Raw genomic sequence first — 20,962 nt, 5'->3', positions numbered from 1 at the left:
GGTAAACGGAACCTTCGCCCGTTAACCCTGTGCGCGCAACGTAAACCCTCCATTAAGGTTAATTTCCACACGGGCCGCACGGCAGCGCAGGCTTGCAAGCCTGCGCAAGGCGTGGAATGAGCAGCCACCATTCCTCGCCCGCCTGGTTCCCATGCTCGCCATCTTCGAAAGCATTCTCCCCGTCTTCCTGCTCGTTGTGCTCGGGGTTTTCCTCAAGCGTTGGCGGCTGATCGACCGCGACATGTGGAACGGGCTCGAGCAGCTCGGCTTCTTCGTGCTGTTTCCCTGCCTGCTCTTCACGACGCTCGCCAAGGCGGAATTCTCGGGCATCGCCGCCGGCAGCGTGGCGCTCGGCTCCATCGGCTCGGTGACGCTCATCGCAGCGATTCTGGCGCTCTCCTGGCCGCTTTTTCGCGCCGCGCAGGTTTCAGGCGCGTCGTTTACTTCGGTTTTCCAGACCTCGACACGCTGGAACGCCTTCATCGCACTCGCCATCGGTGAAAAACTTTACGGCCCGGGCAGCCTTGCCCTCGTCGCCCTCGTGGCGACGCTGATCATCATTCCCCTGAATTTCTACAATATCGCCGTTCTCGTCTGGTTCGGCGGCGGCACGCGCAGCCTGAAGACCTTCGCCCAGAAAATCGTCACCAACCCGATGATCATCGGCTCGGTGCTCGGTGTCGCCGTCAACCTTCTGGAAATCCCGATCTACGCGCCGCTGATGCAGGCGACGGAACTCGTCGCGGACACCTCGCTCAGCCTTGGCCTCATCATGGTCGGCGCCGGGCTGAAGCTGGCCGATGCGCTGAAGCCCCGGCCGCTGGCGCTGCTGCCGGTCGCCCTGAAGCTCCTGTTCATGCCGCTGGTCATGACGGCGGCGGCCTATGCGCTCGGCATGCGCGGCGAGCCGCTCCTGACGATCGCCATGGGGGCGAGCGTGCCGACAGCGATGAACGGTTACGTGCTGGCCAAGCAGATGGGCGGCGACGCGCCGCTCTATGCCGCCGTCGCCACGCTGCAGACGATCGCCTCGTTCTTCACGATCCCGGTCGTATTGGCGGCAACCGCCTATCTTGCCGGCGGATAGAGCAGGTCGACGATGTAGGCCGAATCGAAGCGCGAATCGAGCATGCCGTAGGTCGAGCGCCAGCCCGAGGCGAGGCGCGTTTCGAGGAAGGCATCGGCGATGCGCCCGGCACCGGCGCGGTAGAGTTCGGCCGCGGCAGCGGCGAGCGCCAGCTGCTCCACGAGCATGCGGGCCGCTCCCTCGTCGCGCTCGCATAGCGAGAGCGCCGCACGCAGCACGTCGACCGTCTTCTTGCCAGCCGGACCGAGATCGCGGGCAAGCCCGGCAAACAGCATCTCGAACAGGTCCCTGCCCCGGCTGGTGACGCGCATCAGATCGAGCGCCATGACGTTGCCCGAGCCTTCCCAGATCGCATTGACGGGCGCCTCGCGATAATGCCGCGCGATCGGCCGCTCCTCGACATAGCCGCTGCCGCCGATGCACTCCATCGCCTCGTAGATCAGGGCGGGCGCGATCTTGCAGCACCAGTATTTCGTCACGGGCGTCATGATACGGGCGTAGGCAGCGTCCTCGGCGCTGTCGCGCGCCTTGTCGAAGGCCTCCGCCAGGCGCAGGGAGAGCGCGGTCGCGCCCGCAACGTCGAGCGCCATGTCGGCGAGCACGCGCGTCATGATCGGCTGGGCGACCAGCGGCTTGCCGAAGACGCTGCGGCCGCGCGTATGGTGCACCGCTTCGGCGAGCGAGGCGCGCATGATGCCGGACGAGGCCAGCGCACAGTCAAGCCGCGTCAGGGTCACCATGTCGAGGATGGTGCGGATGCCGGCATCGGGCGTGCCAAGCAGGAAGCCGAACGTTTCGGAGAACTCGACCTCCGAGGAGGCGTTGGAGCGGTTGCCGATCTTGTCCTTCAGGCGCTGGAAGCGCAGGCCGTTGCTGGAGCCGTCCTCCAGCAGGCGCGGCACGAGGAAACAGCCGACGCCCTCGCGGGTCTGGGCGAGCATGACGAACCCGTCGCTCATTGGTGCCGACATGAACCATTTGTGGCCGGAGAGCCGGTAGATGCCCTCGCCGACACGCTCGGCGGTGGAGGTGTTGGCGCGCACATCCGTGCCGCCCTGCTTTTCCGTCATGCCCATGCCGATGGTGACGGCACTCTTCTGCATGGCGGGCTTGTTCGTGCTGTCATATTTGCGCGACAGGATCTTCCGGCCCCATTCGCGCTGCACCTGCGGCGAGACGGACAGGGCCGCGACCGAGGCGCTCGTCATGGTCAGCGGGCAGAGATGGCCACATTCGAGCTGAGCGGTCAGGTAGAAGCGCACGGCACGCGCCTTGTGCGCCCTGCCCTTCTCCTCCGGCACATTCTCCCAGAGCGAGGAATGCAGGCCGCTCGCCATGGAGCGGCGCATCAACGCGTGCCAAGCGGGATGATAATCGACGACGTCGAGGCGCTCGCCACGCGGGCCGTGGGTGCGCAGCTGCGGCACGCCCTCGTTCGCCATGCGGGCGAGCTCCTGCGCTTCCGGCGAGGTCACGTAGCGGCCGATCGCGTCGAACTCGTCGCGCAGCCCCTTGGGCATGGCGTCGGTTGCATCGACCAGCAGCGGGTCGGAGCGATAGGCATTGATGCCCGACCAGAGCGGCGGCTGGTTGAGATCGGCGAGTTTCTGTTCGGTCGTCTTGTCGCGAGTCATGAGCGGGTTCTAGCCCAAGTCGCGGCGGGGCGAAACGGGGCCGTGCGGTTGCCGGCGCGCTCGGCTTCACAAAAGCGTGGGAATGCGCGGCCTTGCCGCCGCTTCGCCTTGCCGCGGGGGAACCGACACTCTATAGACCCCGCGTATCCACGACAGTTGAGGCGGAGTTTCATGGACTTCTTTCCGCATCGCCACCTTCTCGGCATCAAGGGTTTGACCGAGCAGGAGATCACACACCTGCTCGACCGCGCCGACGAGGCGGTGAAAATCTCCCGGCAAAGGGAGAAGAAAACGTCGACCCTCCGGGGCCTGACACAGATCAACCTGTTCTTCGAAGCCTCCACCCGCACGCAATCCTCCTTCGAGCTTGCCGGCAAACGCCTTGGCGCCGACGTGATGAACATGTCAGTCGGCAATTCCTCGGTGAAGAAGGGCGAAACGCTGATCGACACGGCGATGACGCTGAACGCCATGCACCCGGACGTGCTGGTCGTGCGCCATTCCTCCGCCGGCGCCGCCGCGCTTCTCGCACAAAAAGTCTCCTGTTCGGTGGTCAATGCCGGCGACGGTCAGCACGAGCATCCGACGCAGGCCCTGCTCGACGCGCTGACCATCCGCCGCGCCAAGGGCAAGCTCTCGCGCATCATCGTCGCCATCTGCGGAGACGTACTGCATTCGCGCGTCGCCCGCTCGAACATCCTGCTGCTCAACGCCATGGGTGCCCGCGTGCGCGTCGTGGCGCCCGCAACGCTGCTGCCGTCGGGCATCGCCGACATGGGCGCTGAGGTCTACCATTCGATGGCCGAAGGCCTGAAGGATGCCGATGTCGTGATGATGCTGCGCCTGCAGCGCGAACGCATGTCCGGCGCCTTCGTGCCGTCGGTGCGCGAATATTTCCACTATTACGGGCTCGATGCAGAAAAGCTGAAGGCAGCGAAGGAGGATGCGCTCGTCATGCATCCCGGACCGATGAACCGCGGCGTGGAGATCGCCTCCGAGATCGCCGACGGGCCGCAGAGCGTCATCGAGCAGCAGGTCGAGATGGGCGTTGCCGTCCGCATGGCCGTGATGGAAACGCTTCTTGTTTCGCAGAACCAGGGTGTTCGCGCATGACCCGCACCACCGTCCTGAAGAACCTCCGCATCCTCGACCCCTCCCGCAACCTCGATGAAATGGGCTCCATCGTCATCGAGAACGGCAAGATCGCCGCCATCGGCAGCGGCGCGCAGAACCAGGGCGCGCCCGAGGGCGCCGAAATCGTCGATGGCCGCGGCCTCATCGCCGCTCCCGGCCTTGTCGATGCCCGCGTCTTCGTCGGTGAGCCCGGCGCCGAGCACCGCGAGACGATCGAATCGGCCTCGCGCGCCGCGGCGGCCGGTGGCGTCACCACCTTCATCACCATGCCGGACACCGATCCCGTCATCGACGACATCGCGCTTGTCGAATTCGTGCTGAAGAACGCCCGCGACAAGGCGATCGTCAATATCCATCCGGCCGCAGCCCTCACCAAGGGCCTTGCAGGCGAAGAGATGACCGAGTTCGGCCTCCTGAAGGATGCCGGCGCCGTCGCCTTCACCAATGGCCGCAACCCGCTGCACAATGCGCAGGTGCTGCGCCGGGCGATGACCTATGCCCGCGAATTCGGCAGCGTCATCGCGCTCGAAACCCGCGACAAACATCTCGGTGCCGGCGGCGTGATGAACGAGGGGCTGCTCGCCAGCTGGCTCGGCCTTTCCGGTAGCCCGCGCGAGGCCGAACTGATCCCGCTCGAACGGGACCTGCGCATCGCCGGCCTGACGCGTGGCAAGTACCATGCCGCACAGATCTCCGTGCCGGAATCGGCCGAGGCCGTGAAGACCGCCAGGGAACGCGGTGCAAACGTCACCTGTGGCGCCTCGATCAACCACCTGACGCTGAACGAGAACGACATCGGCGAATACCGCACCTTCTTCAAGCTCTCCCCGCCGCTGCGCGGGGAGGACGACCGCAAGGCCATGGTCGATGCGCTCGCCCGCGGCGAGATCGACATCATCGTCTCCTCGCACGATCCGCAGGACGTCGACACCAAGCGCCTGCCCTTCGCGGATGCCGCCGACGGCGCGATCGGCCTCGAGACCATGCTGGCGGCAGCGCTCCGGTTGCACCACAGCGGCGAGGTTCCGCTGATGCGGCTCCTCGATGCGCTCTCGACGCGCCCGGCGCAGATCTTCGGCCTCGACGCCGGCACGCTTGCGCCCGGTGCACGCGCCGACATCGTGCTGATCGACCCCGACGAGCCGTGGCTTGCCACCAAGGACCGCTTCGTCTCGCGCTCGAAGAATACGCCCTTCGAAGATGCCCGCTTTACGGGACGCGCGATTAGCACCTATGTTGCCGGAAAACGGGTCTATTCGCTGGACTGAAAGGGACGTCGGTCCAGCGAGCCCATGGGTGGACGCTCAGGCCAAGCCAGAGGATCCACCACCATGGATGCAGAATAACGGAACGGGGGAACTGACGTGTCCGACATCTTCACCTGGCAGCTCGGCGCCTTGCCGACGCTCGCCGCCCTCGCCTTCGGCTACCTTCTCGGTTCCATTCCCTTCGGCCTGATCCTCACCCGCATGGCCGGTCTCGGCGACGTGCGCCAGATCGGCTCCGGCAATATCGGCGCGACGAACGTCCTGCGCACAGGCAACAAGAAGCTTGCCGCGGCCACCCTGCTGCTCGATGCCCTCAAAGGCACCGCTGCCACCGCCATCGCGTCGCGCTGGGGGCTCGATGCCGGCCTTGCGGCAGGCTTTGCCGCCTTTCTCGGCCATCTCTTTCCCGTCTGGCTCGGCTTCAAGGGCGGCAAGGGGGTCGCGACCTATGTCGGGCTGCTGCTCGGCCTCGTGCCCGTCATGCTCGCGGTCTTTGCCGTCGTCTGGATCGGCCTTGCCTATCTGACGCGCTATTCGTCACTCTCGGCCCTGGTTGCAACTGCCGTATCTCCGGTTGTATTGTGGTTCCTCGGTCACGAGAAGGTGGCGGTCCTCTTCCTGCTGCTGACGCTCATCACCTGGTGGAAACACAGTGCCAACATCAGTCGTCTCCTGAACGGCACGGAAAGCAAAATCGGCAGCAAGGGATAGCGATGGACGACCACAGCGCAACGACACGAGGAATTGCGCTGACGGAACGACAGAGGATCGCCTGGCTGCGCCTCATCCGCAGCGACAATGTCGGGCCGGTCACCTTTCGCGAGCTCATCAATCACTTCGGCAGCGCGGAAACGGCGCTGGAGATGGTGCCGGAACTCTCGCGCCGTGGCGGCGCTTCGCGCGCCATCCGCGTCGCCAGCCAGGCGGAGGCCGAGCGCGAACTCGCCATTGCCGACCGGCACGGCGCCGCCTTTGTCGGCATCGGCGAACCCGACTATCCCTTTCTCCTGCGCCAGATCGACGGCGCGCCGCCGCTGCTCGCCGTCAAGGGCAACCGGGCTGTCGCGGCGGCACCGGCCGTCGGCATCGTCGGCGCGCGGAACGCGTCTCTCTCGGGTACCAAGTTCGCCGGCCTGCTGGCACGCGAGATCGGGAGGGCGGGTTACACGATCGTTTCGGGCCTTGCCCGCGGCATCGATACGGCCGCCCATCGCGCCAGCCTCGACACCGGCACCGTCGCGGCCATGGCAGGCGGTCTCGACAAGCCCTATCCGCCGGAAAATATCGGCCTTCTTGCCGAACTCACCGAGGGGCACGGCCTTGCCATCAGCGAAATGCCCTTCGGCTGGGAGCCGCGGGCGCGGGATTTTCCGCGCCGCAACCGGCTGATCGCCGGCATGTCACTCGGCTTGGTGGTGGTGGAGGCGGCAGTGCGCTCCGGCTCGCTGATCACCGCGCGCAACGCGGCGGATTTCGGCCGGCTGGTCTTCGCCGTGCCGGGCTCCCCGCTCGATCCGCGCTGCGAGGGCACGAACGGCCTCCTGAAGGATGGGGCGACGATCACCACGACGCCGGAGGATGTGCTGGAAAGCCTGCGCCCGCTGTCCGAGCCCGACCTTTTCACTCCCCGCCCCGGCGCCGGCGAACCCGCAGAGGACACGCTGCCCGCGCTGCGTCTACCGCCGGGCGACGGCGAGCGGGAACGCATCATCGATGCATTGAGCCAGATACCGGCCGAAATCGACGAGCTCATCCGCCATACCGGCATCACCGCGGCAACCGTCTATCTCGTTCTTCTAGAGCTTGATCTTGCCGGCCGGCTTCAACGACATGCCGATGGCCGGGTCTCGATGACCCCGGACTGAAAGTGGCCGCAGACCGGCCAGAATGTCCCCCGCTTCCACATAGGCCATCTCGATCAGATAGCCCAGCATGTCCGCCCCCTCGGTGTTCACGACCGTGCGCAGCTCGCCCAGCATCTGCCGGGTGTAGGCAAGGTTCTCCTCTGCGGTATGGGGCGGGAGGGCGGACTTGGCTGGATTCGGGTTCATAGCGCTTCCGTTGCATCTACATTTCGGAATCACCGTCAGGTTGCAATTCCTAGACCTAGGAAAAGATACAACGATTATTCATAATTGCAATCTCTGATTAATCTCGCAATAGTTGTATCGCGTTGCATCCCACTAATTTCACCCCTACCTCTTGACCGGAACGCTTTGTCTGTTCATGTCGAGACACGACTTTTCGGCGCAAGGCGCCCGTTTCGCCGCGCGTCCAAGGGTGCGGCGCCCGTACTCAGAGAAAAATGACGATGAATGTTGTAGTTGTGGAATCGCCTGCCAAGGCCAAGACGATCAACAAGTATCTCGGCCCCGGCTACACGGTGCTCGCCTCCTTTGGCCACGTGCGCGATCTGCCCGCCAAGGACGGCTCCGTGCGCCCGGACGAGGACTTCGAGATGTCCTGGGAAGTGGACAGCGCCTCGGCCAAGCGTATGAAGGACATTGCAGACGCGGTGAAATCCTCCGACGGCCTCATTCTCGCGACCGACCCGGATCGCGAAGGCGAAGCCATCTCCTGGCACGTACTCGACGTCCTGAAGAAGAAGCGTGTCATCGGCGACAAACCGGTCAAGCGCGTCGTCTTCAACGCCATCACCAAATCGGCCGTGCTCGATGCCATGCGCAACCCGCGCGACATCGACATCGCGCTGGTCGATGCCTATCTCGCCCGCCGTGCCCTCGATTATCTCGTCGGCTTCAACCTCTCGCCGGTTCTCTGGCGCAAGCTGCCGGGCGCCCGCTCGGCCGGCCGCGTCCAGTCGGTGGCGCTGCGCCTCGTCTGCGACCGGGAATCCGAAATCGAGCGTTTCGTCTCGGAGGAATACTGGAACCTCTCCGCCCTCCTGAAGACGCCGCGCGGCGACGAGTTCGAGGCGCGCCTCGTTTCGGCCGAAGGAAAGCGTCTCCAGCCAAAGGCGATCGGCAACGGCGAGGAGGCGAACCGCCTCAAGGCGCTGCTCGACGGTGCGGCCTACCGCGTCGAAAGCGTCGAGGCCAAGCCCACCAAGCGCAATCCCTCGCCGCCCTTCACCACCTCCACCCTGCAGCAGGCCGCCTCCTCCAAGCTCGGCTTCTCCGCCTCCCGCACCATGCAGGTGGCGCAGAAGCTCTATGAGGGCATCGACATCGGCGGCGAGACGGTCGGTCTCATCACCTATATGCGTACCGACGGCGTGCAGATGGCGCCGGAGGCGATCGACGCCGCCCGCAAGGCCGTTGGCGAGCAGTTCGGCGCACGCTATGTGCCGGAAAAGGCCCGCATCTACTCCACCAAGGCGAAGAACGCCCAGGAGGCCCACGAGGCGATCCGCCCGACCTCCTTCGACCGCACGCCCGACCAGGTGAAGCGCTATCTCGATCCGGACCAGCTGAAACTCTACGATCTCGTCTGGAAGCGCGGCATCGCCAGCCAGATGGCCTCGGCCGAGATCGAGCGCACGACGGTCGAGATCGAGGCGGACAATGGCGGGCGCAAGGCAGGCCTGCGCGCCACCGGCTCGGTCATCCGCTTCGACGGCTTCATCGCCGCCTATACCGACCAGAAGGAAGATGGCGAACAGTCGGACGACGGTGACGACGACGGCCGCCTGCCGGAGATCAACGCCAACGAGACGGTCGCCAAGCAGAAGGTGAATGCCAGCCAGCACTTCACCGAGCCGCCGCCGCGCTACTCGGAAGCCTCGCTCATCAAGAAGATGGAAGAGCTCGGCATCGGTCGTCCGTCGACCTATGCCGCAACGCTTGCGACGCTGCGCGACCGCGAATACATCATCATCGACAAGCGCAAGCTGATCCCGGAGGCCAAGGGCCGCCTCGTCACGGCCTTCCTCGAGAGCTTCTTCACCCGCTATGTCGAATACGACTTCACCGCCGGCCTTGAAGAAAAGCTCGACAAGATCTCGGCCGGCGAACTCGACTGGAAGCAGGTTCTCCGCGATTTCTGGAAGGACTTCTTCGCGCAGATCGAGGACACGAAGGAACTGCGCGTCACCAACGTGCTCGATGCCCTCAACGAGGAGCTCGCCCCGCTCGTCTTCCCCAAGCGCGAGGACGGCAGCGATCCGCGGATCTGCCAGGTCTGTGGCACTGGCAAGCTCTCGCTGAAGCTCGGCAAGTTCGGCGCCTTCGTCGGCTGCTCGAACTATCCGGAATGCAACTTCACCCGTCAGCTTTCCGCCGACAACGGTTCGGATGCGGAGGCCGCCGCCTCCAACGAGCCGCAGAGCCTCGGCAAGGATCCGCATACGGGCGAAGAGATCACGCTGCGTAACGGCCGCTTCGGGCCGTATGTGCAGCGCGGTGACGGCAAGGAAGCCAAGCGTGCCAGCCTGCCCAAGGGCTGGACGCCGGCGAGCATCGATCACGAGAAGGCGCTCGCCCTGCTTTCGCTGCCGCGCGATATCGGCCAGCATCCGGAAACCGGCAAGATGATTTCCGCCGGCATCGGTCGCTACGGCCCGTTCCTGCTGCATGACGGCGGCTATGCGAACCTTGAAAGTGTCGAGGACGTGTTCTCGATCGGCCTCAACCGCGCTGTTTCTGTCATTGCCGACAAGCAGTCGAAGGGCCCCGGTGGCCGCTCGCGCGGCACGCCTGCGGCCCTGAAGACGCTCGGCGACCATCCGGACGGCGGCCCCATCACGGTGCGGGACGGCAAGTACGGCCCCTACGTGAACTGGGGCAAGGTCAACGCCACACTGCCCAAGGGCAAGGCCGCCGACAGCGTGACGCTGGAAGAGGCCCTCGTATTGATCGCCGACAAGGCCGGCAAGACGCCCGCCAAGGGCAAGGCCAAGGCGACGAAGACCACCAAGGCGGCGAAGTCGGACGATGCCAAGGCCGCAAAGCCGAAGGCAGCGCCCAAGGCCAAGACCGCAACCAAGGCAAAGAAGGCCTGACGGCATGACGAGAGAACCACGCGGCCGGGCAGGACGATCCATGCGGCCGGGCCGCGCGGGCCATGACCTGCCGCCGGCAGACGATACCCCGATCATCCATGGTGCCATCCCGCCGCGCGACGTGCTGCTGCGCTTCATCGCCGACCACCCGGAACAGGCCTCGAAGCGCGAGATCGCCAAGGCCTTCGGCCTGAAGGGCGAGGCGCGCGTCGAGCTGAAGGCGCTGCTGAAATCCTTCGAGGAAGACGGGTTTCTAGAAAAGCGCCGCAAGTCGCTGGTGCGACCCGGCGCACTTCCTCCGGTCACCGTGCTCGACATCACCACGCGGGACGTCGACGGCGAACTGATCGGCCGCCCGGCGGAATGGCTCGACGATGCCGGCGTCGCGCCCGCCGTCCTGATCCGTCAGTCGGGCGGTGCGCGCAAGGACAAGGCGCCCGTTGCCGGGCTCGGCGACCGGGTGCTGGCCAAGATCTTCCCGGCGAAGGAGCGCGGCGGCCCGGCCTATACGGCGCGCATCATCAAGGTGCTCGACAAGAAGAAGAATTCCGGCATGGGCGTGTTCCGCTCCATGGCAGGCGGCGGCGGACGCATCATGCCGATCGACCGGCGCGGCGAGGAGATGGAGGTCGACGCGGACTTCACGGCAGGCGCCAAGGACGGCGACCTCGTCGAGATCGACGTCGTGCGCATGGGCCGCTACGGCCTGCCACGCGCGCAGATCAAGGGCGTGGTCGGCTCCGTCGCCTCGGAAAAGGCGATCTCCATGATCGCCATCCATGCGCATGGCATTCCCTACATCTTCCCCGATGCCGTCATCCGCGAGGCGGAGGCCGCCGGCCCCGCCACCATGGCGCACCGCGAGGACTGGCGCAGCCTGCCGCTCATCACCATCGACCCGGCCGACGCCAAGGACCATGACGACGCTGTCTTCGCAGAGCCCGACCCGTCGCCCGACAATCCCGGCGGCGTGATCGTCACCGTCGCTATCGCCGATGTGAGCTACTATGTGCGGCCGAAATCGGCGCTCGACCGCGAGGCGCTGAAACGCGGTAACTCGGTCTATTTCCCGGACCGCGTCGTGCCCATGCTGCCGGAGCGCATCTCCAACGACCTCTGCTCGCTGAAGGAAGGCGTCGACCGCCCGGCGCTCGCCGTGCGCATGGTCTTCTCGCATGAGGGCCGCAAGGCGGGCCACACCTTCCACCGCATCATGATGAAGAGCGCGGCAAAGCTCTCCTACCAGCAGGCGCAGGCCGCCATCGACGGCGCACCCGACGACAAGACCGGCCCGATCCTCGAGACGATCCTGAAGCCGCTCTGGGAAGCCTACCGCATCATGACGGTCGGCCGGAACCGCCGCCAGCCGCTCGAACTCGACATGCCCGAACGCAAGATCCTCCTGAAGGAGGACGGCACGGTCGACCGCGTCGTCGTGCCGCCGCGGCTCGATGCCCACAAGCTCATCGAGGAGATGATGATCCAGGCCAACGTCGCGGCCGCAGAGACGCTGGAAAAGAAGAAGCAGGTCCTGATCTACCGCGTGCACGACGCGCCTTCGCTCGCCAAGCAGGAGGTGCTGCGCGAGTTCCTGCAGACGCTCGACATATCCCTGGTGAAGGGCGGCAACATGCGCTCCAACCATTTCAACGGCATCCTGGCGAAGGCCAAGGACAAGCCGTTCGAGCAGATGGTGAGCGAGATGGTGCTGCGCTCGCAGAGCCAGGCGATCTACAGCCCCGAAAACATCGGCCACTTCGGCCTCAACCTGATGAAATATGCCCATTTCACCTCACCGATCCGCCGCTATGCGGACCTCATCGTGCACCGGGCGCTGGTGGGCTCGCTCGGCCTTGGCGAGGGCGGCATCACGCCGGACGAGGAAGCGGTGCTCGACGACATCGCGGCCGAGATCTCGACCTTCGAGCGGCGCGCCATGGCGGCCGAGCGCGACACGGTCGACCGGTTGATCGCCCATCACCTGGCCGGGCGCATCGGCGAGGAGTTCGACGGGCGTGTTTCGGGCGTCACCAAGGCGGGACTTTTTGTCACCCTGCCGGCATATGGTGCCGATGGTTTCGTGCCTATATCTATGCTCGGACGCGACTACTTCATCTACGACGAGGCGCATCAGGCCCTGTCCGGCGAAAAAACCGCGCTCGGCTATCGACTCGGCGACGAGGTGCGCGTCAAACTCGCGGAAGCGGTGCCGCTTGCCGGTTCGCTCCGGTTCGACATGATCAGCGAGGGACGCAAGATGCCGACGGCGGTGCGCTCCTTCCACAAGTCGGGCCGGCGCAAGGGGAGCGCGCCGCGGCACCAGCCGGGTACGCGCCCGCCCCGCGGCAGACGCTGAGCGGTATCGCGCCGCCCCCGGCGCGAAGAGAAATGGCCGGCGCGAAGTGCCGGCGGGAAGGACAGGACATGCAGGCGAACGAAACCAGCGGCAACACGCAGCATTTCGGCGACAGCCCGGCCGCCCGGCCGGTGGAGCGCCCGCTCGGCCGTGCCATCAAGCGCGGCATGCTGAACCGCTGCCCCGCCTGCGGTTCAGGCCGCCTGTTCAAGTCCTTCGTCAAGCCCGTGGAAAACTGTGCCGCCTGCGGCGAGGACTACACGCACCAGCGTGCCGACGACCTGCCGCCCTATCTCGTCATCACCATCGTCGGTCATATCGTGGTCGGCGGCTACATGGCGACGGACCTCGTCTGGCCGCTCACCACCTGGCAGCACCTCGCCATCTGGACCCCGATCACGCTCATCCTGTCGCTCCTTCTGCTGCAGCCCATCAAGGGCGGCGCCATCGGCCTGCAATGGGCGCTGAAGATGCACGGCTTCGGCGACAAGCCGGAAGAGAGGGAAGTGGACACGGCGTCCGCCTACGGCGACCGGACGGCATGACACCCGTCCGACCCGTCGATGCAGCCTCGATCCTGCTTCTCGACCGGTCGGGCGAGCGCATGCGGGTGCTCGTCGGCCGGCGCAGCAGCAAGCATGTCTTCATGCCGGATGTCTATGTCTTTCCCGGTGGCCGGCGCGATGCGACGGACCGCCTCGTTCCCGTCTCCCATCCATTGAACCCGCTGGCCTGCGAACGGCTGGCGCTGCGCAGCGGCACCCGATGCTCCGATTCGCGCCTGCGAGCGCTGGGCGTTGCCGCGTTGCGGGAACTCTACGAAGAGGCCGGTATTTCCGTCGGCACGTCGATCGAGGCTGCCTCACAAAACGCCCTGCCCTTCCGCCCCGACCTTTCCAACCTGCGTTTCCTTGCCCGCGCCATCACGCCGGCCGGCATGGTCCGGCGGTTCGATACGCGCTTCTTCGCGCTCTTTACCGACGAGGCGGGCATCGACCCCGCCGGCGCAACGGCGAGCCATGAGCTGGAAGACCTGCGCTGGGTGAATATTTTTGACCGCGGCGGCATCGAGATGCCCGACATAACCGTATTGATCCTTGAAGAGCTTCAAAAAAGCCTTCAGGAAGACAAGTCTCTGCCCTTCGGAAGAACCGTGCCTCTGTATCACACCCAGCGCGGGCGCTTCCTTCGGGACCTTCTTTGAGGATCGATCGCATATGACGCAGCCGCAATCCGGCACCTCGGGCCCGGTGGAGAGCATCCACTGGCGGTCTCTCTTTGCAGCCGTCGCCGCCATTTCCGCCGTCGGCATCGCCATCGGCCTCGGTCTTCCGCTGCTCTCCATCATCATGGAGAAGCGCGGCATTTCCTCCACCATGATCGGCATCAACTCTGCCATGGCCGGCGTCGCCGCCATGGCTGCCGCCCCCTTCACCACGCGCCTTGCGCATGCCTGGGGCACCTCGACGATCATGATCGCCGCCATCATTCTGGCGGCGATCAGCGGCCTCGGCTTCTACTACATCCAGAATTTCTGGCTGTGGTTCCCGCTTCGCCTGGTCTTCCACGGCGCGATCACCACGCTCTTCATCCTCTCCGAATTCTGGATCAACGCCGCGGCCCCGCCCCGCCGGCGCGGTCTCGTGCTGGGCATCTATGCCACGGTGCTGTCGCTCGGCTTCGCCGCCGGTCCCCTGCTCTTCTCGCTTCTGGGCAGCGACGGCGTGCTGCCCTTTGCGGTGGGTGCCGCCATCATCCTTCTGGCTGCCGTTCCCATTTTCATCGCCCGCGGCGAAAGCCCTGATATCGACGAGAAGCCCGAGCTGCATTTCATGCGCTACATCCTTCTCGTACCGACGGCGACAGCGGCGGTCTTCATCTTCGGCGCGGTGGAGGTCGGCGGCCTTTCGCTCTTCCCCATCTACGCGACGCGGGCCGGCTTCAGCGAGCCGCAGGCCGCCCTGCTGCTGACCGTGATGGGTATCGGCAACATGGCGTTCCAGATCCCGCTCGGCATGCTTTCCGACCGCATGAAGGACCGCAGGCGCCTCCTGACGATCATGGCGGTCATCGGCCTCGTCGGCGCGCTCTGCCTGCCCCTCATCTCGCACAGCTGGGTGCTGATGGCGACCGTGCTGTTCCTGTGGGGCGGCTGCGTCGCCGGCCTCTACACGGTCGGCCTCAGCCACCTCGGCTCGCGCCTCGTCGGCGCGGACCTCGCGGCGGCCAATGCCGCCTTCATCTTCTGTTATGCCGTCGGCACCGTCGTCGGTCCGCAGGCCATCGGCGCGGCGATGGATGTTTCCGGCAATGACGGTTTTGCCTGGGCGATCGTCGGCTTCTTCGGGTTTTACCTCGTACTTTCTCTCGCCCGGATGGTTTTCCGGCCGAAACGGGGTTGACTTTTCGGGCGCGATTTGTAGTTTCCGCCCAGATTTAAGCCGTAGAGCAGACTGGCTGTCCGCGGCTTCGTTTTTGATAAAGGCAGGACGACCATGGCCAAGGCTACCACCATCAAGATCAAGCTGCTGTCGACGGCCGACACCGGTTTCTTCTACGTGACCACGAAGAACAGCCGTACGATGACGGACAAGATGACCAAGACGAAGTACGACCCGGTCGTCAAGAAGCACGTCGAATTCAAGGAAACCAAGATCAAGTAATCTTGGGAGCCGCTTCGGTTCGCAAAGGCGCTGGACGGAAACGTCCGGCGCCTTTTCTTTTTGCCGGCAGCCTTCGTGTCGCTTGCCCCGAATCAAAAACGCCGCTCCCCTGAGGGAGCGGCGTTGAATGGGGGTCGGCCAGACACGACGACGGCACGAGGATTCCGTATTTGTCGTAGCTGACCGACCGACCCCACGACCCAGGAGATGCGGCGGACCTAGCATCATGGGGTAACCGGTTGTGCGGCCTCGTTTGCCGCGCATGAGTTGAGCATCGCGCGAAAAAGAAAAAAAATCAACGAATTCTTAACGCTCCCCCGCCGGCGCCTTGTCTCATAGTTAACCGCGCCGAGGAGACGTGTGCCATTGAGCAGCGGTTCCGTCATGGATCGCAACAATGGTTGGCAACGCCAATTTCAACCATTGCGAGAGAAATATGCAACCATGGCAAAATACCCGGTTGACGTACGGGAAGGCGGTACACGACACAACCCATTGATAGGCTTCACCAAAGTCGAATAGTACGACTTATAGCCAATTTTCACCACGTGACCGGATTCCAAGGGCGACACGGTTCACGTACGGTCAGCAACCGGCACGAACCGTGCAACCTGCGGATTTCCAAGTCAAATGCCCGAAATATGAATTCGCCTGTGGACAACCTCGCGGCGAATCGGCCGCCTCACGCAGCGGCAGCCACGACCCGGTTTCGGCCGGAGCGCTTCGCCTCATAAAGCGCGGTATCGGCGCGCTTCAACAGGGCTTCCGGACTGTCTCCGGCCGACAGCGCACTGGCAAGGCCGAGCGAAGCGGTGATGGACAGGAAGACGTCCGTGCCGGGCACGCGGAACGGTTCCCGTTCGACGATCGTGCGGAGGCGCTCCGCGACACCTGCCGCCATGTCGGCAGAGGTATCCGGCATCACCAGAACGAACTCCTCCCCGCCGTAACGGCAGGCAAGGTCGGCGCCGCGCACGGCCGAGCGCACGCGGCTGGCGAATTCGCGCAGCACCGCATCGCCGGCATCGTGGCCATAGGTGTCGTTGACCAGCTTGAAGCGGTCGATATCCGTGATGCAGACCGACAGAGGCCGGCCCCGCGCCGTCGCACGGTCGATCAGCAGCTTCATGTGGCTGTCGAGATAACGACGGTTGTGCAGACCCGTCAGGCCGTCCGTGACGGCCAATTCGATCGTCTGGCGCACGCTGGCGCGCAGGCGGTCGTTGCAGCGCTTGCGGCGGATCTGGGTGAGGCTGCGGGCGATCAGCTCGTTCGGGTCGATCGGCCGCATCAGATAGTCCGTGACGCCGAGATCGAGTGCGCGCACCACCATGTCGTCGTCACCCTGCTCCGCGATCAGCAGGATCGGCAGAAAGCGGGTGCGTTCCAGCGAGCGGAGCTGCGAGCACAGGCGCAGCGGATCGTAGTCCTCGAAATTGGCGTTGACGATCACCAGCTCGAAATTGCTTTCGGCCGCCTGGAAGAGTGCAGCCTGCGGATCGGACATCGAGGTGACCTCGGCGATCGGCTTCAGCGCGCGGGTGATGCGCTCCTGGGAGCTGGCGCGGCCATCGACGAGGAGGATATCGCCCGGCTCGTCGCCGAGATTGCTGTCCAGCCCCTCCTCCAGGGAAATGGCGCGGGCGGTGGCCGCGCGCATGCGCAGCTCGTCCGTCAACGTCTTCAGCCGCACGAGGCTCTTCACCCGTGACATGAGTTGCAGGTCGTTGACCGGCTTGGTGAGAAAATCGTCGGCGCCGGCCTTGAGGCCGCGCACGCGGTCGGAGGGCTGGTCGAGCGCCGTCACCATGACAACAGGGATATGGGCCGTGCGCGGATTGGCCTTCAACCGTTCGCAGACCTCGAAACCATCGATGCCGGGCATCATGATGTCGAGCAGGATGAGATCCACCTGCGTGCGTTCGCACATGGCAAGCGCATCATAGCCATTCTCGGCCGTCAGCACGTCGAAATACTCCGCGAGCAGCCGCGCCTCGAGCAGCTTTACGTTTGCCGGAATGTCGTCGACGACGAGAATGCGCGCTGTCATGGCCCTGACCTCCGACTCATGCGTCGCCGAGATAGGTTTTGATGGTTTCGATGAACTTCGGAACGGAGATCGGCTTGGAGACATAGGCCTCGCAGCCGCCCTGGCGGATCCGCTCCTCGTCGCCCTTCATCGCGAAGGCCGTGACGGCAATCACCGGGATGACATGCAACTCGTCGTCTTCCTTCAGCCACTTGGTGACTTCGAGGCCGGAGACCTCGGGAAGCTGGATATCCATCAGGATCAGGTCCGGGCGGTGTTTGCGGGCAAGATCAAGGGCTTCCATACCATTCCGGGTCTGGATGGTCGTATAGCCGGACGCCTCGATGAGATCCCGGAAGAGCTTCATGTTGAGCTCGTTGTCCTCGACAATCATCACCTGCTTGGGCATCGTGCGTCCCTGTTCCTCTCGCCGGCCTTGCAACCTTCCGGTGGATCGATAAGTTGCGGCAAAGCCGAAATCACCCAGCTTGTCCGCATCGACGTTAGCGCGACTTGGTTGATTAAAAGGTAAATTTCCCGAGGAAAAACGATGAAAAGCCAAAAAGATACACCCGCGGTTGCCGATGCCGAGGCAACCGCCGTCGCCATCCTCGGCTGGCTGGCCGGAGAACCCGAACTGCTCTCGCGTTTCCTCTCGCTCACCGGCGTCTCACCTTCGGATGTGCGCAATGCCATCGACGATCCCGGCTTTCTCGCCGGCCTCGTCGCTTTCCTGATGGAGTACGAACCGACGCTCCTTTCTTTCAGCACCGCGACAGGTGTCACGCCGGAGGCGGTGGTGCACGCCCACGCCGTCCTCAGCGGGCCGCACGGCAGCGACGATTTCTGAGCGGGCGATAAGCGGGGATCTCCACGCGCTTGCCTGTGCGTCGTCATGCCTTCACCTCCCGCAGCGCTTGAGACTCGTGAATTTAAGCGGTAATGTCGCGATGTTCAATATTTGTTCCGCATGATGAGCACAGCCGAATCGCGTTTTCCGGGCTTCTGCCGCGACTGCCTTGCCGGGCAGCCTGTGAACCTGCGCCGTTGTCGCGCGTGCGGCAGCCCCCGCCTCGTCTATCATGCCGAACTCTATGGTCTGACGCTCGCCCATATCGACTGCGACGCCTTTTATGCGGCGATCGAGAAGCGCGACAATCCGGACCTTGCGGACAAGCCGGTCATTATCGGCGGTGGCAAACGCGGCGTCGTCTCCACCGCCTGCTATGTCGCACGGATCCACGGCGTGCGTTCGGCCATGCCGATGTTCAAGGCGCTGGAGGCCTGTCCCAACGCCATCGTCATCAGTCCGAACATGGAGAAATACGTCGCCGTCGGCCGGCAGGTGCGCGCGATGATGCAGGACCTGACGCCGCTCGTTCAGCCGCTTTCCATCGACGAGGCCTTTCTGGAGCTCAAGGGCACCGAACGCCTGCACCACGATCCACCTGCCCGTGTGCTCGCCCGATTTGCCCAACGCGTCGAAAACGAAGTCGGCATCACCATCTCGATCGGCCTTTCCTACTGCAAGTTCCTCGCCAAGGTGGCTTCGGACCTCAACAAGCCGCGTGGTTTTTCCGTCATCGGCGAAGCCGAGGCGCTCGACTTCCTGCGCGAGAAGCCGGTGCGCCTCATCTGGGGCGTCGGCAAGGCCTTTGCCGAGACGCTGGAGCGCGACGGCATCCGCACTGTCGGCCAGCTGCAGACCATGCAGGAAACCGACCTGATGCGCCGCTACGGCGTCATGGGCAAACGGCTCTTCAACCTCTCCCGCGGGCAGGACGACCGGGAGGTGCATGCGAACGATCCGGCCAAGAGCGTATCGGCCGAAACCACCTTCTTCGACGACATTTCAAGCTATGACGAGCTGGTGGCGCACCTGCGCCGTCTCAGCGAGAAGGTCGCCACGCGCCTGCGTAAGTCGGGCATCGCCGGCCACACCGTCGTCCTGAAGCTGAAGACGGCCGATTTCAAAGGCCGCACGCGCAACCGCAAGCTGGAAGACCCCACCATGCTCGCCGACCGCATCTTTCGCACCGGTATCGAGCTTCTGCGCAAGGAGGTGGACGGCACGAAGTACCGGTTGATCGGCATCGGCGTCAGCGATCTTGCCGATCCCGGCCGCGCCGACCCGCCCGATCTCGTCGATCCCGCCGCCAGCCGCCGCGCCGCCGCCGAGGCCGCGATGAACACCCTGCGCGACAAGTTCGGCAAGGCGAGCGTGGAGACCGGCTACACGTTCGGCAAGAACGGCCCCAGCCGGTTTCACGAAAAATTGACATTCAAGACCGCCGGAAAAATCGACGGACCCACCGAATAAATCCCGGCAAGCCAGCGTTCTTGACTGCATCGGGATGGCACAGATCGGGGGATCGTCTGCGTGCATCAAGCCTTCCTTAAATCGGATGCACTACGCTTCCTGCCGGTTTGTATTGCGTACGGATGGGTCACATGAAGTTTCGCCTCGTTACCGGCATGAGCATAGTGGGCCTGATGCTGAGCTGCGCCACCGCGCTCGGCGGCACGCTCGAAGGTCCGCTCCAGATCATGGTGTCGAAGGACCTGCAGGAGTTGAAGGTCTATGACGGCGGCGTGGTGGTCGCCACATCGCGCGTTTCCACCGGCAAGGCGGGACATTCCACGCCGACCGGCATCTTCTCGATCCTCGAAAAGAAGCGCACACATTTCTCGAACCTCTATGACAGCGCGCCGATGCCTTTCATGCAGCGGCTGACCTGGTCGGGCATCGCGTTGCACGCCTCCAACAGCGTGCCCTCCTACCCCGCCTCGCACGGCTGCGTGCGCCTGCCGAACGATTTTGCGAAACTGCTGTTCAGCACGACGCGCCGCGGCGGTCATGTCCTCGTCACCGACCGCGAGATCACGCCGCAGCGCATCGTGCATGCCGCGCTGTTCAAGCCTGTCGTCGTCGTTCCGGATACGCCGCTGCTCTCCGAGGCCGGCCTTCGCCCCGCGCTCATCGAAGCCGGCGAGAAGAGCGTCGAGGTGGCGATGACCGATCCGAAGCCGGAGGTCATCACGCCCATCGTACAGAGAACAGAGCAGGACCCGATCCGCATCCTGATCACCCGCCGCGGCGAGCGCGAGATGCTGATGGATCTGCAGACGCTGCTGACGACGCTCGGCTATGACGCCGGCGTGCCGGATGGCCTGCACGGCAAGCAGACCGTTACCGCCATCCGCGCCTTCCAGCTCGCGGAAGGGCTGAAGGAAGACGGCATGATCTCTCCGGAGTTTGTCGCCGCCGTCTACGCCAAGGCCGGCAAGGGGGCGCCGCCGAATGGGCAGATCCTCGTCCGGCAGAAATTCAAGCCTGTCCTCGAAATGCCGATCACCATCCGCAACCCCGAAATCGCCCTTGGCACGCATTTCCTGCTGGCCCGCGAGGTCGATGCCGACAAGGGCAAGGCGGAATGGTACGGCGTCAGCATGGACAACCAGCTTTCGCAGGCGACGATGAAGCGCCTCGGCATCACCACCGAAGCCGATGCCGCTGCCCCCGAGGTGCTGGCAAAAACCCTCGACCGGCTCGATATTCCGGAGGACATGCGCCTGCGCATTTCCGGCCTGATGGGCGAAGGCGCCTCCCTCTCCATCTCCGACACCGGGCTCGGCCCGGAAACCGGCGACGGCACGGACTTCATCACCGTGACGCGCAAGGTGCAGAAAGCCGATGCAGGAGCGGTACAGAGCGGCAAGACATCGAAGAAAATGAAGAAGGCATCGATCACCGTCGTGAACTGACAGGCAGCTGTGGCCTGCCTTGCAGCAGGCCATCGATACCGCCTGCCGGCGAACGTCTCGACGCGG

Annotated in this window: 18 protein-coding genes; 14 read left to right on the top strand and 4 right to left on the bottom strand. The window is 64.7% G+C overall.

Features of this window, described 5'->3' with window-relative positions:
- Positions 1 to 151: 151 nt before the first annotated feature.
- Positions 152 to 1,087: an AEC family transporter gene (locus tag K0P03_RS06595; protein WP_023512780.1), complete on the top strand. Its 936-nt coding sequence runs from the start codon at positions 152 to 154 to the stop codon at positions 1,085 to 1,087.
- Here K0P03_RS06595 and K0P03_RS06590 read toward each other — a convergent pair.
- Entirely contained in the window at positions 1,069 to 2,721 is a 1,653-nt protein-coding gene (locus K0P03_RS06590) for an acyl-CoA dehydrogenase family protein (protein WP_023512781.1), read from the bottom strand. The two genes, K0P03_RS06595 and K0P03_RS06590, sit on opposite strands and share 19 nt — an antisense overlap.
- A 171-nt stretch (positions 2,722 to 2,892) precedes the next feature.
- On the opposite strand from K0P03_RS06590, the gene K0P03_RS06585 reads away from it, so the two are divergent.
- The 4 genes from K0P03_RS06585 to dprA all read left to right on the top strand — a co-directional run bounded on the left by K0P03_RS06585 (position 2,893) and on the right by dprA (position 6,988).
- Positions 2,893 to 3,834 (top strand): aspartate carbamoyltransferase catalytic subunit, encoded by a 942-nt coding sequence (locus K0P03_RS06585; protein ID WP_023512782.1) that lies wholly within the window; start codon positions 2,893 to 2,895, stop codon positions 3,832 to 3,834.
- On the top strand, positions 3,831 to 5,123 hold the full coding sequence (locus K0P03_RS06580) for a dihydroorotase (RefSeq protein WP_023512783.1): 1,293 nt from the start codon (positions 3,831 to 3,833) through the stop codon (positions 5,121 to 5,123). Before K0P03_RS06585 ends, K0P03_RS06580 begins: the two co-directional genes overlap by 4 nt.
- Positions 5,124 to 5,228: 105 nt before the next feature.
- A complete protein-coding gene (gene plsY, locus K0P03_RS06575) occupies positions 5,229 to 5,834 on the top strand; it encodes a glycerol-3-phosphate 1-O-acyltransferase PlsY (RefSeq protein ID WP_088016403.1) in 606 nt (201 codons plus the stop codon).
- Positions 5,835 to 5,836: 2 nt separating this feature from the next.
- Positions 5,837 to 6,988: a DNA-processing protein DprA gene (gene dprA / locus K0P03_RS06570; RefSeq protein ID WP_272789179.1), complete on the top strand. Its 1,152-nt coding sequence runs from the start codon at positions 5,837 to 5,839 to the stop codon at positions 6,986 to 6,988.
- On the opposite strand, the gene K0P03_RS06565 is transcribed toward dprA, so the two are convergent.
- Positions 6,920 to 7,174: a hypothetical protein gene (locus tag K0P03_RS06565; protein WP_272789178.1), complete on the bottom strand. Its 255-nt coding sequence runs from the start codon at positions 7,172 to 7,174 to the stop codon at positions 6,920 to 6,922. The two genes, dprA and K0P03_RS06565, sit on opposite strands and share 69 nt — an antisense overlap.
- Positions 7,175 to 7,434: 260 nt before the next feature.
- Between K0P03_RS06565 and topA the strand changes: the two genes are divergently transcribed.
- The 6 genes from topA to rpmG all read left to right on the top strand — a co-directional run bounded on the left by topA (position 7,435) and on the right by rpmG (position 15,102).
- Positions 7,435 to 10,083 carry a type I DNA topoisomerase gene (gene topA / locus K0P03_RS06560; protein WP_023512787.1) on the top strand — a complete coding sequence of 883 codons (2,649 nt, stop codon included), beginning with the start codon at positions 7,435 to 7,437 and terminating at the stop codon, positions 10,081 to 10,083.
- A 4-nt stretch (positions 10,084 to 10,087) separates the two neighbouring features.
- The gene (rnr, locus tag K0P03_RS06555) at positions 10,088 to 12,439 is read left to right on the top strand and encodes a ribonuclease R (RefSeq protein ID WP_443020536.1); all 2,352 of its coding nucleotides are present in this window, start codon (positions 10,088 to 10,090) and stop codon (positions 12,437 to 12,439) included.
- A 68-nt stretch (positions 12,440 to 12,507) separates the two neighbouring features.
- Positions 12,508 to 12,984 carry a DUF983 domain-containing protein gene (locus K0P03_RS06550; protein ID WP_023512789.1) on the top strand — a complete coding sequence of 159 codons (477 nt, stop codon included), beginning with the start codon at positions 12,508 to 12,510 and terminating at the stop codon, positions 12,982 to 12,984.
- Entirely contained in the window at positions 12,981 to 13,643 is a 663-nt protein-coding gene (locus K0P03_RS06545) for an NUDIX hydrolase (RefSeq protein ID WP_023512790.1), read from the top strand. The genes K0P03_RS06550 and K0P03_RS06545 overlap by 4 nt, the downstream gene beginning before the upstream one ends.
- Before the next feature lie 13 nt (positions 13,644 to 13,656).
- Positions 13,657 to 14,841, top strand: a complete 1,185-nt coding sequence (locus K0P03_RS06540) for an MFS transporter (protein ID WP_272789176.1) — start codon at positions 13,657 to 13,659, stop codon at positions 14,839 to 14,841.
- Between the two features lie 93 nt (positions 14,842 to 14,934).
- Positions 14,935 to 15,102 carry a 50S ribosomal protein L33 gene (rpmG, locus tag K0P03_RS06535; protein WP_023512792.1) on the top strand — a complete coding sequence of 56 codons (168 nt, stop codon included), beginning with the start codon at positions 14,935 to 14,937 and terminating at the stop codon, positions 15,100 to 15,102.
- Positions 15,103 to 15,784: 682 nt separating this feature from the next.
- Here rpmG and K0P03_RS06530 read toward each other — a convergent pair.
- Both K0P03_RS06530 and K0P03_RS06525 read right to left on the bottom strand, forming a co-directional pair.
- Positions 15,785 to 17,152: a PleD family two-component system response regulator gene (locus tag K0P03_RS06530; protein WP_024270874.1), complete on the bottom strand. Its 1,368-nt coding sequence runs from the start codon at positions 17,150 to 17,152 to the stop codon at positions 15,785 to 15,787.
- Positions 17,153 to 17,168: 16 nt separating this feature from the next.
- On the bottom strand, positions 17,169 to 17,540 hold the full coding sequence (locus K0P03_RS06525; RefSeq protein ID WP_003547430.1) for a response regulator: 372 nt from the start codon (positions 17,538 to 17,540) through the stop codon (positions 17,169 to 17,171).
- Positions 17,541 to 17,681: 141 nt separating this feature from the next.
- Here K0P03_RS06525 and K0P03_RS06520 point away from each other — a divergent pair, with 141 nt between their 5' ends.
- The 3 genes from K0P03_RS06520 (at position 17,682) to K0P03_RS06510 (ending at position 20,896) form a co-directional block, all read left to right on the top strand.
- Positions 17,682 to 17,981 carry a DUF3572 domain-containing protein gene (locus K0P03_RS06520; protein ID WP_272789175.1) on the top strand — a complete coding sequence of 100 codons (300 nt, stop codon included), beginning with the start codon at positions 17,682 to 17,684 and terminating at the stop codon, positions 17,979 to 17,981.
- Positions 17,982 to 18,104: 123 nt separating this feature from the next.
- The gene (locus K0P03_RS06515) at positions 18,105 to 19,451 is read left to right on the top strand and encodes a DNA polymerase IV (RefSeq protein WP_272790454.1); all 1,347 of its coding nucleotides are present in this window, start codon (positions 18,105 to 18,107) and stop codon (positions 19,449 to 19,451) included.
- Positions 19,452 to 19,582: 131 nt separating this feature from the next.
- A complete protein-coding gene (locus K0P03_RS06510; protein WP_272789174.1) occupies positions 19,583 to 20,896 on the top strand; it encodes a L,D-transpeptidase family protein in 1,314 nt (437 codons plus the stop codon).
- Positions 20,897 to 20,962 lie beyond the last annotated feature (66 nt).

It is taken from the genome of Shinella sp. HY16 (assembly GCF_028534175.1).
In the GTDB taxonomy this organism is placed as follows: Bacteria; Pseudomonadota; Alphaproteobacteria; order Rhizobiales; family Rhizobiaceae; genus Shinella.
Note: the sequence above shows the minus strand (reverse complement) of the source record. Positions and strands in the feature narration are given on the sequence as shown.

Excerpts from the sequence above, each read along its gene's own strand:
- K0P03_RS06595 (WP_023512780.1), top strand. The coding sequence starts at position 152 with ATGCTCGCCATCTTCGAAAGCATTCTCCCCGTCTTCCTGCTCGTTGTG.
- K0P03_RS06590 (WP_023512781.1), bottom strand. The coding sequence starts at position 2,721 with ATGACTCGCGACAAGACGACCGAACAGAAACTCGCCGATCTCAACCAG.
- K0P03_RS06585 (WP_023512782.1), top strand. The coding sequence starts at position 2,893 with ATGGACTTCTTTCCGCATCGCCACCTTCTCGGCATCAAGGGTTTGACC.
- K0P03_RS06580 (WP_023512783.1), top strand. The coding sequence starts at position 3,831 with ATGACCCGCACCACCGTCCTGAAGAACCTCCGCATCCTCGACCCCTCC.
- dprA (WP_272789179.1), top strand. The coding sequence starts at position 5,837 with ATGGACGACCACAGCGCAACGACACGAGGAATTGCGCTGACGGAACGA.
- K0P03_RS06565 (WP_272789178.1), bottom strand. The coding sequence starts at position 7,174 with ATGAACCCGAATCCAGCCAAGTCCGCCCTCCCGCCCCATACCGCAGAG.
- topA (WP_023512787.1), top strand. The coding sequence starts at position 7,435 with ATGAATGTTGTAGTTGTGGAATCGCCTGCCAAGGCCAAGACGATCAAC.
- rnr (WP_443020536.1), top strand. The coding sequence starts at position 10,088 with ATGACGAGAGAACCACGCGGCCGGGCAGGACGATCCATGCGGCCGGGC.
- K0P03_RS06550 (WP_023512789.1), top strand. The coding sequence starts at position 12,508 with ATGCAGGCGAACGAAACCAGCGGCAACACGCAGCATTTCGGCGACAGC.
- K0P03_RS06545 (WP_023512790.1), top strand. The coding sequence starts at position 12,981 with ATGACACCCGTCCGACCCGTCGATGCAGCCTCGATCCTGCTTCTCGAC.
- K0P03_RS06540 (WP_272789176.1), top strand. The coding sequence starts at position 13,657 with ATGACGCAGCCGCAATCCGGCACCTCGGGCCCGGTGGAGAGCATCCAC.
- rpmG (WP_023512792.1), top strand. The coding sequence starts at position 14,935 with ATGGCCAAGGCTACCACCATCAAGATCAAGCTGCTGTCGACGGCCGAC.
- K0P03_RS06530 (WP_024270874.1), bottom strand. The coding sequence starts at position 17,152 with ATGACAGCGCGCATTCTCGTCGTCGACGACATTCCGGCAAACGTAAAG.
- K0P03_RS06525 (WP_003547430.1), bottom strand. The coding sequence starts at position 17,540 with ATGCCCAAGCAGGTGATGATTGTCGAGGACAACGAGCTCAACATGAAG.
- K0P03_RS06520 (WP_272789175.1), top strand. The coding sequence starts at position 17,682 with ATGAAAAGCCAAAAAGATACACCCGCGGTTGCCGATGCCGAGGCAACC.
- K0P03_RS06515 (WP_272790454.1), top strand. The coding sequence starts at position 18,105 with ATGAGCACAGCCGAATCGCGTTTTCCGGGCTTCTGCCGCGACTGCCTT.
- K0P03_RS06510 (WP_272789174.1), top strand. The coding sequence starts at position 19,583 with ATGAAGTTTCGCCTCGTTACCGGCATGAGCATAGTGGGCCTGATGCTG.